The following is a 17,319-nucleotide window of genomic DNA, read 5'->3' as shown; positions in this document are numbered from 1 at the left end:
AAGCTGAGACGGTCACCTTTACCCCAGCACCTAATTTCAATGGTGCGGTTAGTGACATCCAATTCACCACCACTGACGATGATGGTGCACCATCAGCGCCAGCCACCGTTGAGATCACGGTAACTCCTGTTATTGATATCACTTATGTTGTCATTACTGGTGATGAGGCAGTGACTGAAGGCGATACTGCAGACTATAGTGTCAGCTTAAAAGACAATGATGGTAACCCCGTCATTGTCACTCAAGACACCGATGTCACCGTCACCTTTAACAATGGCAGCACCCAAGACGCAGACACCGAATATAACAATGCCCAAACCATCACGGTCACCATACCCGCGGGACAATCGAGCGCCGCGCTTAACGTTGACACCATAGATGACTATCTTGCCGACGATGGCGAAAACTACAGCCTCACCATCACTAGTGTTGGCGCCAACGAATTTGAAGCGGTTGACTTTAGTGACGAGGCGACCAACACCGTCACCACCACCATCGACAGCAACAATGCAGGCGACAGCGCGAATGAGGGTGGACTTGATAGCAATGATATTGTGTATGTCAAATTAACAGGCGATGACAGCCAAATAGAAGCAGACAATGCTGCGCTGACGCACACCCTATCGCTTGTGGATGCTGACGGTCAGCCTGTCGAATTACCTGTAGGTGGCAGTGTCGTGGTTAATTTATCTTATGTTAACGATGAGACCACTGCGGCTGATTTTGATGCGAGTAGCAAGCTGACCACGGTGACGTTTAATGCCAGCACTGGTAATCAAATCATTCTGACCAATACGGTATTAAATGATCAATTAAAAGAAGGTTTCGAGAATTATCAGCTAGCAATAAGCTCTGTTGATGGTACCAATAGTGGCTTTGAGTCTGTCAAAATTGATACCGAAAACAGTGTCACAGGAGAGGTTGTCGATGACGTTGATCTAAAACCTGATGTTAATACTGTACAGGAAGATGGTGTTTTAACCGCAACTGGCAATGTACTAGCCAATGATGAAATCGGCACTGAGTCATCTGTCAGTTTACAGAGTCAACCTAGCGATGCAAATGATTATGGTGCGCTGACTTTAAATAATGATGGCTCGTACACCTATGTTCTAAATAATGACAGTTCTACAGTACAAGCCCTTGCCCAAAGGGAGGTAATTGAACAAGTATTTACTTATAAGGTGGGTGAGGTTACTCAAACCCTAACCATCACCGTAACTGGTACCAACGACGCGCCAACATTGGATGTTTCTGGTAATAGTAATACCACTGTCAATTATGCAACGGCTTACCAAGAGGGCGGTGTTCCCGTTGCTATCAGTGATAGTAGCGCTATTGCCGACATTGATAATAACGATACGATTGGCAGTGCACTTATTGTATTAACCAACTCACAAACAGGCGATTTAATTGCCATTGATGAAGGTGCTCTACCGGCAGGTATTGCAGCCACATTGTTAGGAAATAGCCGCATTGAATTGAGTGGGAATGCAAGCTTAGCTGACTACCAGTCTGCTATTGATGGCATCACTTTTGCCAATACCTCTGCTACGCCTAGCGAAATAGACCGTATCATTGAAGTGACAGTCACTGATATAAATAATGCTGATAGTAATATAACGACGACGGTTATCAGTGTGGATGCGACGCCGCAAGCAGTCGATGATATTGCTCAGGTTACTGAAGGCGGTAAAACCATATCGTCGAATACCACTTCCCTAAACTTACTAACCAACGATGATCTAGGCACAGAGAATACCGCGATTACAGGGTTTACTTATACCAATGAAAGCGGTAATCAAATACAGGTTAATTCAACTGATCTAGGCAATGCTGTTGACACCCAGTATGGTTCATTAACTATTAACGCAAATGGCACGTGGACATACACATCGGATGATACATCGGATAATCTAAATGGCATTATCGATAGTATCTCTTATACGATTACAGACGCCGATGGTGATATCAGTACCGCTGATTTTAATATCACAGTGGATGACACGCAGCCCACGGCACTTATTCCTGAAGTTACGCTGAATGAAGATGATCTAACTGACGGTACCGATGCGACGCCTGATGCGCTACGAGCGACGCGTAACCTTGGTATCACTAAAGCTGCAGATGACATCAGCGATGTGGTATTTACTGGTGTTACCACAGCAGGGCTAGAGGCCTTAGCGCTTGAGTCCAATGGTGAGCCATTGACTTACCAGGTGAGCAATGATGGTCATACGGTGGTTGCTAGTAGTGCCACAGGTAATAGTGTGTTTACCATTACTTTGACCAATCCCACGGATAGTACAGGGAATGCACAAGCATTTGTATTTGAGCTACAAGGTCAGCTAGATCACACTGATGGAGTTACAATCACCTTACCTGTCAAATATGAAATTCAAGATACAGACAGTGCTACGGTGCAAAAATTTAATGTCAATATCGAAGATGATAAGGTACTGGCTAAAGATGATACACCTGTAAGTGTGGTGGAAGGCTCGTACGTTGATGGTGATGATAGTACGTTACTTACGGGTAATGTGATTGATAACGATAAAGGTGCAGATGCGGATTTAAAAATCAATAACTTTACTTATTTAGATAAAGACGGAAATGCGGTTGAAGATTCTACCGAGTTTGGGGTGGATCTTGAAACGCCGACAGGTATCTTAACGGTTAATGAAGATGGCAGCTGGACGTTTGCCGCTAATAAAGCGATTGATAACCGTGTTCCTGCGCCGCCTCTACCTGATCCACAAGAAGATGGCTCATTTAGTTACACACTAATCGATGCTGATGGTGATGTGTCAGATGCTGCTGAGCAGCCCATAAGCGTGACAGACACCGCACCGGTTATCGAAAGCGATGAAAGTGTCATCTTAAAAGAGAGTGATTTGTTCCCTAATTCGGGTACTGCTAGCACTTATGTGGTCAAAGTCGAATCCGCATTTACGGTCACTGGCAATGAGGATAATATCTCTGATATTTACTTTACCATGGGTGATGGCACCTTAATAAATGGTCGTTTTGAGAGTAGTGGCCTTCCACTTTATTACCGCTATGCTGAGGTCGATGGCGTAATAGATTATAGCACCCTATATGTATCGACTACCCAGCGCGGAGAGCTCATTGCGGATACGGTCGATAATCCTAACAACAATGTCATATTCAAAGTGGAGATCAACCCTGAGGGCTTGCCCTATACCAGTGCAGATGCCCTGACTTATACCGCTACCCTTTATGATACGATCAAACACGACAATATTGATGCCGATAACGACGGTAGATTAGACAATATTATATTTGATCTCGATTATGCAGTTGTTGATGAAGATGGCTCGATAGCTGAAGATCAGTTCGATGTCGAAGTGGAAAATAGAGTATTTAATGAAGATTTTAATTTTACTATTAATGAAGATGATTTTGCGGATATTACGGAAGATGAAAGCACCGCAGCTAACGGTAGAGATGCATTATTAATCAATGCCGCTGAAAACTTCGATGGCGGTATGGTCACTATATTGAATTATGATCTATCGTCATCGATAGATTTGCAAAGTGGCCAATCTATTTATATTGATGTCAACGGCAATGCCATTAATACCGATGATTCGGATAACCCAGCCATCGTTGGTAGTTTGAGAAACATCGGCAATGGGCAAATCGAGTTCGTCCCAGAAGAGAATTATTCTTCTATCGCGACGCCAAATGACAGAGTGGATTTACCAGACAGACCTAGCAGTTATGAGCAAACCCCTAATGAGTTTAATGACTTCTATAGTGTGATGTTTAACCTGCGTGCACAAGTTGGGGGACAGACCTTAACCAGTAAGGTTAATATCGAAGTAGATCCTGTAGCCGATGCGCCTATTATCATTATTGACGATGAAGTTAATATCGTTAATGGTGTTTATACCAACTACGTTGAAGAAGATTCATCGACACAGCTTGGCTTTATAGCACCAATCATTGGTGATAATGGAGATGAGGTCAGTAACGATGATGCTATCAATGGTGGATCTGTTGACCGTAGCGAACGTTTTGGGGCGATTACCTTAAGCGGATTTCCTGATGGTGCGCAGCTATTTTACACTGATGGCAGCGGCACTCAGCAGATTATTATCGCCCGCACAGGAGATGATGGTACGGTCACGATTAAACTCACCGATGGCACTCATATTGCCGATAGTGAATTTACGGCTGATGTTGAGATGACAAGTGCCCAATTTGAATCGTTAATCGTCTCTCACCCAGAGCAAGATGCTACTAACTTTACAGTGACCATGAGTGTCACTGAGTATGAAGTTGATGAAAATGGCGTCCCTTATCCGCTAGAGCCTAACGACTCCAGTAGTGCCGATCCTGATGGTAGCTTGATAGCAGAAACCACATCAGTGGATATGCTCATTGATGTGCAAGCGGTGACAGATACGACAGTTATCGATTTAGTAGAACCTGTGGCTCTCCCGCCTGGTACGACTTCTATCACTCTGTCAGACGACCCCAATAATGGCATTGACAAAAACGACACGATCAATGCGGTTATCAACGAAGACAGCAGTTTAGATTTGCAATCTGTGTTGAATGAGACATTTGTAGATACCGATGGCTCAGAGCGGTATTGGTATTCTATTGAAGGGCTGGCGGAACTAAATGGTCAGGTAGTGATGGTCAATGGTACTAGCTATACCGTAACTAATGGCACAGTCACACTGCCAAGAGCGCGGGTGACGGATGATCTGGACCCAAGCTTTATCTTTACGCCCCCAGCAGATTTTGCAGGTGTGATTGAGGCAACGCTTACGTTAAATACGCTAGACCGCGATGTCGATTCTGCAAATATTACTCCGGGCATTCAGGTCGAGCGAACCTCTGTACAGTTGAATATAACGGTCAATCCTACCATCGATGTGACGGCAGTGAATCCACAGGCAGGGGCTGAGGATACAGCGATTGCTCTATTTACAACAAATGCTGCTGGCGATTCAGTCTTTACCATTACTGATCAAGATGGTAGTGAGACCTTGTCAATAGTGGGTATCTTGAAAGATCAAATTGATGATTTGATTACTGCAGGTGCCGAAATTTCTCTAAATGGTACGCTTATCACAACGGCAGATCTGACAGATGAAGAGCCTTATTACGGTTTTGATGTCACTGATTTGGATGGCTACACTATCACGCCGCCAGCGCATAGTAGTACTGATATCAGCTTAACCTATTTTGTAGAGACTACTGATGGTTCAGTCGATAGTGATAACCCTATCACTGAAAATGAAACTTTTGATGTCACTATTGAGGTCACTCCAGTGGCTGAGAGTGCTGATATCGATAGCGATGGCGATGGTGACAATAGCAATGATGTCACTCTCAACCCAGACCATACCTATAGCGCACTAGTATTTGAAGACGGTGATGAAGACGGTATTAGCAGCACAGCGCCTGTTTGGTACGACTTATCGACTGATCCGAGTGATACCAACTTTAATTTGCTTAATGGTTGGTCAAATGAAGACGATAGCACTGACTTTGGTAAACCAAGCCATAGCGCAGTTAGTATCGATTCAGAAGAGACCTTTGCCCGTCTGATCATTCAGATTAGAGCTGAGAACGGTGACTGGGTCAACGCTACCGGTGCTCAATTCCGTTATGACATCGCAGGTGAGACGCAGACTGTCACAGCAGGTACTAATGGTGTAGACGTACCAGTGGCTGGGCTTAGCAGCTTGGCATTTATTCCGCCTAATAATTATTCAGGGGAACTACGTATTCAAGAGCAAGCGGTCACCATCGACTATGATGAAGATGATGATACCGCAACAGATAAAGTCGTATCTGGCGAGTCTTTTCTTTACCTAACTGTGACGCCTGTTGCTGATGATGTGCTGCTTAGTGTGCAACCTGCTCAAGGAGTGGAAGATGCGGGTAGATCTAATGGTAATCCAACCGGTATAGATGGTTATACGCCAGCTGACACTGTTGATACTCCAGAGGAGGGTATCGAGCTTAAGATAAAGGCACAGTCCAAAGATACAGATGGTTCTGAAACTTTTAATATCACCATTGATGCGATACCAGATGGTGCCTCTCTCTATGTGTGGGATGCTGCTAATGGTGCAAACGGCGGTTATGTCTTGATCGACCAAAACTATGGCACAGTCAATGATATTGCCACAGTAGATAATATCGGTGATACATGGTCGGTCACGCTCACCGATTACCAAAACGATAAAGTACCGTTTTTCATACCGCCATTGAACAGTAATGACGACTATACGTTACAAGTCAGTGGTGTATCGGTTGATGGGGCAGACATTAGTGATCCTAGCACACCATTAGCATTACCTATCAAGATTACTACAGTCGCGGACAAAATCCTCAATGATGAATTGAATGAAGTTACCTTTGATTATGATGGTCAAACCTCAGATAGCTATGCTGTCATCCTTGAAGAAAGCGACTTAGATGCTGCTGATAATGAGATAGTCTTTAGTACTATTTTTCAGACACCAATGGATATCAGATCCTATGACAATGATGGCTCTGAAGTCGTAACCTATGTCATCACTGGTCTCGATGATAGATTTACCATGCAAGGATCCGACGTGACCTTCATCGGTGGTGAAGGAACTGCTAGACAGTGGGTTGTGACTGACGAAGCGATCAACAGTGGCGAGATAGTACTCAAAACTGAAGATAACTTCGCAGGTGAGATTAACTTCAATATCAAAGGCATCAGTACGGAGAAAACAGGCGGTAGTGAGGCAAGTCAAAACCTCCAGCCTGTGCAAATTTTTGTTAAGCCGGATGCGCTTGATAATGATGTGGTCAATCCTACTGCTGAGCAGAATGAAAACGGGTCTGTCACGTTAGACTTTGAGCGCGCCTTTAGGCGTACGGATAACACAGATAATTGGACATCAGGCGTTGAAGAGCTGGACAGTGTGGCTATTAGCTTGACTGACCTTGAGGCACTAGGCGTTCAGCTCACTGTTGGCGGCGTTGTTATCACAAGTGCCAACCCCGAAGTTGATGCTGCTGGGTTTTATACCATCGAGCGCGATTCAGAGGGTGCGTTACCTGAGGCGAGTATCATTGCTATTCCAGCTGAGCCTGCCAGTGCTCAGTCTGGTTTCGTCAATCATAAATCAGGCAATGATGTCTATGACTTTGGCATCAAATACACAGTGACGGATACCGTCAGAGCTACGAATAATGAGACGGCAGATATCGTCTATCAGACAACGCTAACCCGTGAGACGGACTTCGTTGTAGACGTGTTGCCTATTACTGATGAACCATCATTGGTCAATCTTGCTGAGATTGAGACTTCAGAGACCATTAATATCGTTAACGCCGATACGGCTGATAATGAATTTATTAAAACTGTTACTCTTACCTCACCAGACTTAGATGGTTCAGAGGTGTTTACACGAGTGCAAGTAGGCGGTGTGCCTGATGGTATTTTGGTACAAGTGGATGCTGATGGTGATGGCACCTTCGTTGACGCGATCAAAGCTAGTGACACTTGGTACGTCGTCTTTGATGATGAAACCATCAATACGTCTATTACGGCGAGCATAGATATCAAGTTCAGTGTAAAAGCGGGTTATGATGTAGATAATGCAGAGAACGTACCTATTACGGTTACCGCCTACAATCAAGATGCACCTGATGTTGAGCAATTAGCACGGGCAGCCTTTAAGTTGACGCTTGTCACAGGTACGAATGATAATGGGGAAGAGCCTCCTGAGTTGGTAGCAGATCTCATCGTGCAGCCGATAACTTTGACTGAGGATGGTGCGGCTGAGCCTTTGAGTAATCATATCACTGCTACGTTAAATGATGTAGCGTATGCTAATCAAGCCGCCGCGCCTTTCTCCTTTACCATAGGCAACTTACCCGATGATGTGCTATTGAGCTACAATGGCTCTGACCAACAAGTGTCAATAAGCAAGCAGGGTGATACGTGGTTGATCAGTGGCAATGCGATCGAAAACGCTGATATTGTTACTATATTAAATGATATTACGCTTGTTCCCACCAGTGATTACAGTACAAACAACCAAAGTGAGGCAGTTACTTTAGATATCTCATTTACAGCGACTGACAGTAATGGCGACTCTGAGACTGTGACAGCAGCCGATCCAGAGTTTCCAATAGGTGATCCAGACACCAATGACAGTACCTTGATTGTGCTGCCCATTACCGATTACTTCGGTTTTCATGAAGACGATCCTACAGCACCACAGAGTGATGATAATATCGTGATAGCAGAAGATGAGACTAGGACATTAACGTTAGATCTGACCAAAACTGCTGATGTAGGTAATGTCGAAGTTATAGGTGGTAGTGTCTATCTTCGGTTCGCTAACAATGCCAGCATCAACGGTACGCTTGAGGACTCTAATGGCGTGCCTTTAGCTACAGCTACTAATCCTGCAGGATTGCCTGTAGGGGAGTATTTTGTATTGCCAGTAGGCGCAAACAATCCTGCGTCTGCTAACTTCAATTTCATTCCTGAACGGAACGAAGATGGCGCGACTGTGATTGAGGCGTATGTAGTGCATAAGGAAACGACAGATATCCCAGATCATGACACAACCACGCTAGTATCACGCAAAGATTTTGAAGTTACTGTGGAAAAAGGCCCTGATCCTTTGCTATTCGTCGTCAATGAGGCCGCGTCAAACTTAACTGTAGATGAAGATCAGGGCGAGATCGGTGCCGATACTGATATCAATGTCGTTAGTATCGTGTATGACACCGTACAAACTGATGAAGATGATCAGCCTGCGACCTTCATACTTAATAATGTCAATGATAACTTTACCGTATACTATGTCAATGATGGTGGAGATATCGTCATAGCCAACAAAACAGGGACAGGGTCGTGGAGCTTGCCAAGTACCGAGACAAATCCGACGCCTGAAATATTTATCCAAGCACCAGAGAATTATAGCGGTACGAGTAGCGCAGTTATTTCAGTATTAAGTACAGACGGCCTACAGGGTGACACCACGACCGTAGATCTAGTATTTAACCCAATAGCTGATGGTGTTGAGTTAACCCCGCAAAACTCAGCTGGCAAGGCCTATACATGGGTCGAGTTAAATACCAATGCTAAGATGGAAGACACCGATGGCAATGGTATTGATGAAGGCGGCAGTGAGACATTAACATTGACGATTACTCCTGAAGATGGCAAACCCTTCGACGAGTCCATGCTATTTAGGATTGGCGACACAGGAGAGGTTATCGGCTTACGTAATGCCGATAACGATGGCGATGGGGTATCTGTTGAATTTGTAGGGGGTAGCTATGTATTAAGTGGTGTGCCTAGCAGTAGTATTAACGATATACAGATTTTGTATCAAGCGTATAACGGCACCATCACTTATACAGGCAAAACTGTCGAGACCTCAGACCCTGAGCAAGTCTTCTCTAGCGAAGAGATAAAAACTGCCGATCTGAACCTGAGTGAGTCTGTCGCTATCGAAACAGGGGAGCAGAACGACACTATCACCACCACAAATAGTAGCACTACTGTAAACTCTGGTGCAGGCGATGATAGCATCACTGGCGGCGCTGGTGATGACTTCCTCGATGGCAGTACTGGTGTCAATACACTAATAGGCGGCGCTGGCAATGATACGCTAGTATTCTCTGCTATCAATGCCTTGATGGATGGTGGTGATGGTATTGATACTCTACTGATCAATGTGGATAATACCACTATGGACTTTGGTGACTTTGATAGTAGCGTGATTAATAACATGGAAATAATTGACATGACTGGGAATGGTGCGCAGTCATTGATTAATCTCAGTACTAGTGACGTCATCGCCATGACCGACAGCAATAATGAGCTATTTATTAACGGTGATAATGGTAATAATGGTAATAATGGTAATAATGGTGATGAGGTATCTTTGACCGCAGATTTTGTGGCGCAGCAAGTGTCTGATCAAGCAGACTACACTCAGTATCAAAGCACCATAGATCCAGCAGTTAACTTATATATCCATAATGACATCACCATACTATAAACAAGATGGTTTAAAGTTGATTGCTTTAGGATTTATTGATTTGCTATCTACTCTTTAAATGACAAGAAGCCATAATTTATTATGGCTTTTTGTTATGTGAAAGTACGAGGCTTATAGATTGGTTAATTAATTTTTGGCGATCTGACCTATGCTGTCAAATCCGTAAAAACCCTATGAGCACCTTTAATTAGATCGAAACTATCAGAGAAAGGGGCCGCTATAGGCCTCTTTAAATATTCAGGAATTCACGATGAAAAATATTTTTATTATTGGATTAGTCGCTACTGTCCTAGCAGGCTGTAGCTCATTTGAGCGCGACACTATGTCCGTGACGCAAGTAAAGCCCGTGACGAAAGTAAAAAGCGACGTTGCGACAGTGGGACAGATAGAAAACGTGATCGGTTTACCTATTCGTCCAGGTAACGTCACGGCTACTAGCGATGGTCGGGTGTTTTCTACCGTGCATCCGAACGACGGTGAGCAGGGCGTGCAGTTATTTGAAGTGACTGGCGCCAACAGTTATCAGCCTTGGCCTTCAAATAAATTTCAATCACCTAAAGGCCAATATGGTGAAGCAACCATTGATACGCCACTAGGTATCACCAAAGACAATCAAGGTGGATTATGGATTGTCGATATGGGTCAGCACATCGGTAAAACTCGTGTTTGGGGCTTTGATATTAAAACCGGTGCATTGATTAGCAAAATCGACATACCTATAGACATCGCACCAAAAAATAGCTTTGTGCAAGATTTAGTGGTCGATAGAAAAAATGGATTTATTTATTTAGCCGATATCCCCAATCCAGCCATTATTGCTATTAATATGAACACCAATGAAATACGTCGTTTTGGCAATCACGTCGCTTTACAACCCGAAGCTGGCGCAAAAATGGTGATCAATGGTGTGGATATCATGCTAGGGGGTCAGCCGACAAACAATGGCATAAATCCGATCACGATGTCAGCTGATAATAATACGATTTATTTTGGCGCGATGAATGGTAAATCTTGGTATAGCTTAGATGCTACCTTATTTAGAGCTAAAGCCAGTGATAAACAGATTGGCAATAGCATTATCCGTGTCGGTGACAAGCCCGTATCTGATGGTGCTACTACAGACAGTCATGGAAACCACTACTTTACCAACTTAAACGATAATGGCGTAGATGTGCTTAATAATAAAGGGCAGCTAACCTCGTTGGTACGAGACAGTCGATTTGATTGGCCTGACAACGTGTCTTTAGATACCAATGGCTGGTTATACGTTGCGGTAAACCAATTACATAAAACACCGCCGTTCACTGGCACTGTCGATCAAGGTCAGCCACCTTACCATATCTATAGAGTGTGGGTAGGGAAGCACTAATTCGAACATCAGTTATTTTTAACTTTACAACCTAGTTTTAATAGATAAGTATCATTAAAAATGGTCACCGTTGCTGTGGTCAGCATCACTTTTTCCAGCAATGTAAAGCTGATTTAAGAACTATGACTATGAATTGATACAGGCGGATATTTTCTGCTACTGCCTATATATTACAGGCACAAAAAAGCCCCAGTCATCAGATTGGGGCTTTTTAAATTTGGTTAGTAGGCTAAGCGCGACTGACACCGTATCCAGTTTAGCAGTTCGCTGACTATATATTACAAACTCGAAAGCAGAACACTAGTTTCGCTATTCAGAATGCCATCAATCTCTCTGACTTGACGCAGCACTTCGTCAAATTCTCTCAAGCTTGTAGTGTGTATCTCTGCAACCAAGTCCCACGCCCCATTGGTTGTATGTAGCTTAATCAGTTGCGGGATACCTCGTAATTTCCTAATCACTTGTGACGTAGACTTTCCTGTTACTTCAATCATCATCATCGCTTTGACAGTCTCTTTATCTAATGCTTCATGCACTCGAATCGTAAATCCTAAAATAGCGCCGTTATGCATCAGTCTATCCAATCTGTTTTGGACAGTGGCACGAGAAACTTTGAGTTTTTTAGCAAGGTTTGAGATGGTTGCTCGACCATCTTGTCGCAGTTCAGATATCAGTTCGCTATCTAAAGAGTCATAAGTGTAATACGCCATAAAAATACTTCCTTCATTGAATTTTGACATTATGCTAAGCAGAACCTAACAATATATCAAAAATATACCCATATTTAATAACTTATTGACATTTTAACTGACAATTATAATTGGTAGCATATTAATTGTCGGTTCAACAAACAATATTCATGAAAAGGAACAGCATTAATGTCTAAGTTTATCGTATCACCCAAGGAAGGCGTGCCATTCGTTAGTGTACAAGCGATGGCTAAAATGATTCATGATTATGGCGTTGAGCAATGCATTACAGATCTAGTGGATGCTTTAGAGCAAGATTATCTTCGTTGGGATCAATTTGAAAAATCTTCTCGCTTTGCTTCGCATTCAAAAGACGGTGTCATCGAGTTGATGCCAGTCAGCGATGGAGAGATGTTTGCTTGTAAGTATGTCAATGGTCATCCGATTAATACCACACGAAATCTACAGACCGTAGCGGCGATGGGTATCTTGTCTGATGTCGAAAATGGCTATCCTATTTTACTGACAGAGATGTGTATCCTGACGGCATTACGTACGGCTGCCACATCAGCTATGTTGGCCAAACATTGTGCGCCAAAAGGCGTTACAAAACTGGCGCTAATAGGAAACGGTGCTCAGTCTGAGTTTCAAGCCTTGGGTATGAAAGCCATTATGGGTATCTCAGAAGTTCGTTTGTATGATATTGATCCAGCGGCATCGCAAAAAACGGCTGACAACCTTGCAGACTCAGGTTTGGACATCATTGTTTGTCGCACGTTAGAAGAAGCGGTTTTGGGTGCAGAGATCATTACTACCTGTACGGCTGACAAAACCAATGCCACTATCTTACGCGACGATATAATCACAAAGGGTGTTTATATTAATGCGATAGGCGGTGATTGTCCTGGTAAGACAGAGCTAGATAGCAACATACTAATGCGAGCAGATCATGTGATTGTAGAGTTTGAGCCTCAGACACGCATTGAGGGAGAGATTCAAAATCTATCAAGCGACTTCCCTGTTACTGAATTTCATCGCATCCTCAAAGGTGAAGTGCAAGCTCGAACCTCAGCTGATGATCTAATCGTGTTTGATGGCGTTGGTTTTGCCTCAGAAGACTTTACGGCGTTGGTATTTTTACGCGACTTGATCAAAAAGCAGGGCGGGTATGAGATTTTAGATCTGATACCTCAGCAAGCTGACCCTAAAAACTTATATTCGGTAGTGAAAGGCCATAGCAAAAATCATAGCCTAGTGACGAATGAAGCTGAGTCTGTGGTTATGTCGTAAGTGATTAATACAATCGCTATTCATATAGCAGTAATTAATACAAGAAAATGATAAGCCTTTCTCACTTTTTATAACGTTTAAAACCAACATTATTTTTTAAATTTTTTCTATATTTAGTATGGCTCTTGGATAGTTGTAGATATGTTTATTACGTTAAATCTATCTGCTAATTTTCAAGAGCTTTACTATATAAAAATGAATTTAACTTAAATGATGTAAAAATTATTTTATTTAATAGAGACAAAATCATGACTGATATGATGAAAAATATAAGAATAGTAGAAGTTTATTCAGATATCGCAGGATATAAAAAAGGCGCTTCTCTAGGCATTGATGCATTAAAAGCATCATCAAAAGAGCTCAATGCAGATTATTTTGAAAAATTGCAATTTGACAGTATTGAGGATGATAGCAACAGTGAGGGGGAATCACAGTTTGCGCATGCAAAATATGCTGATGTGATTGAACCAATTATCTCTAAATTAGCACATAAGGTAAGAGATATAAGAAATGAGAATAAATTCCCCATTGTCTTAGCTGGAGATCATTCTAGCTGCGCAGGAACGATGCACGGCCTAAAAATGGCGCATCCTGATGCTGAAATTGGCGTGGTCTATATAGACGCACACGCTGATTTTCATTCACCCTACACCAGTGGATCAGGAAACATGCATGGCATGCCTTTGGCCATGGCGTGTGCCATTGATAATCTGGAATGTCAGCGCAATGAGCTCTCTGAAAAAGAAAAAGAGTATTGGGAAAAATTAAAATTTATGGCATCAAGCGAACCATCTATCAAGCCAGAAAATGTGGTCTTTTGTGCCGTTAGAGACTATCAAGAAGAAGAAATGGATTTAATTAGAAGACATAAAATCCCTTTATATAGCGTTGCTGAGATAACTCAAAAAGGCATCAGTTCTACAGTAGAGGAAATCTTTAAGAAGCTAGAATATTGCGATCATATCTATGTCTCATTTGATGTTGATAGTGTTGACCCTTTGTACGTGCCAGGAACCGGTACGCCTGCAATGAATGGCCTGTCATACGAACAAGCCATGCAACTTAATATAGAGCTAATCAAAAATAAGAAAGTATGCTGCTGGGAAATGGCAGAAATTAATCCTTTGTATAACAATTCAAAAGATGACTCAACCAGAATATTTAAAATCTTAGAAAAAGTTACACAGTCTCTTTTAAAGAATTACTAATATTAAATATTTAAAATGAGTTAAAGCATCTGGCCTAAATGTATTTATTGAAAATATTTTTTAGGCTAGTTAAAAAATGGACTGCGAGTAACAATAATATGGACATTATTAAATCTAGTTCTTCAAGTCAAGATGTTAGCAGTATCAGTATCAGACAGTTTTTAAAATTCTTTATACCCTCTATAATCGGTCTGTTGCTCTTCGTATTTCCAATTCCCTATGTAGATGGTAAGTTTGTATCATATGCAGAAGGATTTACCATTCCTATCTCTGTATTAAAGGATTACATACAGGGTTATATGGGCAGCCTTTTGCCACTGTTTGTTGTAATCTCCATTATGATTACACTGTGTTGTACGTTATATACTAAAATCATGAAGCCTTCGTTGATTTTAAACAATGCCTTTTTAAACAACTTACTGAACGTCACAACCCCTTGGCTTATTATTAGAATGCTTGGTGCGTTTTTTGTTGTCGTTACCTATTTTAAATTTGGGTTTGAGGCAATATATTCAGATAATATTGGCGGCTTAATATTATATGAGTTAATGCCAATACTTTTTATCGTGTTTTTCTTAGCTGGGTTATTGCTACCACTACTGCTCGATTTTGGCTTATTAGAGTTTTTTGGTGTTTTATTAAGTAAAGTAATGAGACCTTTATTTGGTTTGCCCGGTAGGTCCTCTGTAGATTGTTTAACCTCATGGTTAGGTGATGGCACTATTGGCGTGTTATTAACTGATAAACAATTGGAAGGTGGGTTTTATACCAAAAAAGAAGCAGCCGTTATTGCGACAAGCTTTTCAGCAGTCTCGATTACATTCTGTTTGGTCGTCATCTCTCAGGTTAAGCTAGAAACCTACTTCCTCAACATGATTGGAGTGGTTGCTTTATGCGGGATTGTTTGTGCCTTGATAGTACCAAGGTTATTTCCTTTATCTAAAATTGACGATACGTATGTAGTAGAAAATAGTGATAGAGATCATGAGACCATCCCTGAAGGAAAAACATTATTTACCCACAGCTTACATAAAGCCGTTCAAAAAGCAGAAAAGAGTCCAAGCTTTTCTACCTTCTTAAATGATGGGTTAAAAAATATTTTAGATATGTGGATCGGGATATTGCCTGTCGTTATGGCAATCGGGACGATGGGTTTAATCGTTGCAGAAGAAACCCCTGTATTTGATTATTTAGGCATGCCATTTATCCCATTCTTAGAGTTATTGAATATACCTTTTGCAGCAGAAATGTCAAAAACGATCATGGTAGGTTTTGCGGATATGTTCTTACCTGCGATTATTGGCTCTTCAATAGAATCAGAGTTGACCCGATTTGTCATCGCTTGCTTGTCAGTCTCTCAATTGATCTATATGTCTGAAGTGGGTGGATTGATCTTGGGAACCAAAATTCCAGTGAGCTTTTTTCAGCTATTAATAATCTTTCTATTGAGAACCATTATCTCATTACCGATTATTGCGATATGTGCTCATATGATTTTTTAATAGTATTAAATTGCAATTTTTGCTTCAAAAGAGGATTTTCTGAAAGCCAGACTCACCAATCCTGAGCAAAAGATTAGCAGTAAAAAACCACCTATCAAGGTGGTTTTTTGCTATTTATAGAAGCAAATAGTGTCAATACTGGTGATAGTCAATCCCATATAAAGTGGGTACGGTGTCAGACTCGCTCAGTCTACAATTCGTAGCACTTTTGCTCATCTTCCTTGTAGCCAAATTATATTGTACCGACTATAGATAGGTAATCTTAAGACAGATCATATTTTAGACCTAAACGCACTACGTGTATTAGTATCCAGTACGTACTTCACAATCAAGTCTAAGTCACAGGTTACTGGCTGACAAAGGTGATAGCCTCAGTACTGCCGTCATCATTGGCTTGTCTGATAGTGATTTTGCTCGCTAAGATATCGCCTTGAGCATTTATCTTGTAGCATTCAGTTGTGGGGCCATCAGGATCATAGCTGAGTAATAGGTTTTCAGAGCTTTCTATGCAGAACCATGCGGTGTCATTACTCTCTCGTTTTAATGACCAAGTCTGTGTATACGTTTTTAAATGTTTACGCTTACTGCTATCACTATACACCTGCTCAGTTAGATAGGTGCTTGACTCATTAATGTTGGCTATTTTTGGTATAGGTTTGGTTTGGGTTGCAACTGAATATTCGTCTACATCACCAGTAAAACCATGAAATACCAGTGGCTCCAAAGTAAAGTAATTGATACCGACTGATTCATCCACCACTTGATCATTGACTATCGTGGTAGCAACGGCCTCAGCACCTTGTACCTGTTTATTATTAAAGTCCATAACGCCCTTTGGTGTTATTTGGGTATCAACAACGACCAATTGATCATCAATCAGCGTATATAATCGATCACTATACGCTCTGGTATAGATATTGAGCAAAGCCGTCTCAACAGGATACTGAGTCACTATCTTGTTTGAGTTGGTATTAATCGTCATGCTACCACTGATGCCACTAGCACAAGCGCTTAATAACAATCCTGCTGCAACACAAACTCCTAGTGTTTTCATGGTTTAATCCCTTAGTTTGCTTAATCAGATATTACTGACATTTACTATAGTCCAGTTTTTGAGAAATAGCATCTCATGCCCTGTTGTTATGTCAATTCTGTGATTAACAGCATAGAGTTGATTCAGTTTAAAAGAGAGTCAAGGCAACCGAGTGTAGA

At 41.9% G+C, this 17,319-nt stretch carries 7 protein-coding genes; 5 read left to right on the top strand and 2 right to left on the bottom strand.

The window, feature by feature from the left end:
• Positions 1–170: 170 nt before the first annotated feature.
• On the top strand, positions 171–10,049 hold the full coding sequence (locus tag I6E86_RS10785; RefSeq protein ID WP_320158535.1) for a VCBS domain-containing protein: 9,879 nt from the start codon (positions 171–173) through the stop codon (positions 10,047–10,049).
• A 250-nt stretch (positions 10,050–10,299) separates the two neighbouring features.
• Complete coding sequence (locus I6E86_RS10780) at positions 10,300–11,418, top strand: L-dopachrome tautomerase-related protein (protein WP_197177458.1); 1,119 nt, start codon at positions 10,300–10,302, stop codon at positions 11,416–11,418.
• A gap of 278 nt (positions 11,419–11,696) precedes the next feature.
• Here I6E86_RS10780 and I6E86_RS10775 read toward each other — a convergent pair whose 3' ends face one another.
• Positions 11,697–12,128 carry an Lrp/AsnC family transcriptional regulator gene (locus tag I6E86_RS10775; protein WP_010199089.1) on the bottom strand — a complete coding sequence of 144 codons (432 nt, stop codon included), beginning with the start codon at positions 12,126–12,128 and terminating at the stop codon, positions 11,697–11,699.
• 168 nt (positions 12,129–12,296) lie between these two features.
• On the opposite strand from I6E86_RS10775, the gene I6E86_RS10770 reads away from it, so the two are divergent.
• The 3 genes from I6E86_RS10770 to I6E86_RS10760 all read left to right on the top strand — a co-directional run bounded on the left by I6E86_RS10770 (position 12,297) and on the right by I6E86_RS10760 (position 16,107).
• Positions 12,297–13,397: an ornithine cyclodeaminase gene (locus tag I6E86_RS10770; RefSeq protein ID WP_197177457.1), complete on the top strand. Its 1,101-nt coding sequence runs from the start codon at positions 12,297–12,299 to the stop codon at positions 13,395–13,397.
• A 248-nt stretch (positions 13,398–13,645) separates the two neighbouring features.
• On the top strand, positions 13,646–14,605 hold the full coding sequence (locus I6E86_RS10765; protein WP_197177456.1) for an arginase: 960 nt from the start codon (positions 13,646–13,648) through the stop codon (positions 14,603–14,605).
• A 98-nt stretch (positions 14,606–14,703) separates the two neighbouring features.
• Positions 14,704–16,107, top strand: coding sequence for a YjiH family protein (locus tag I6E86_RS10760; protein ID WP_197177455.1), 1,404 nt, complete (start codon positions 14,704–14,706; stop codon positions 16,105–16,107).
• Positions 16,108–16,453: 346 nt separating this feature from the next.
• Here the strand turns inward: I6E86_RS10760 and I6E86_RS10755 are convergent, their stop codons facing one another.
• A complete protein-coding gene (locus I6E86_RS10755; RefSeq protein ID WP_197177454.1) occupies positions 16,454–17,161 on the bottom strand; it encodes a hypothetical protein in 708 nt (235 codons plus the stop codon).
• Positions 17,162–17,319 lie beyond the last annotated feature (158 nt).

Source organism: Psychrobacter sp. SWN149 (genome assembly GCF_015864565.1).
GTDB lineage: Bacteria > Pseudomonadota > Gammaproteobacteria > Pseudomonadales > Moraxellaceae > Psychrobacter.
This window is presented reverse-complemented; position numbering and strand designations above follow the sequence as displayed.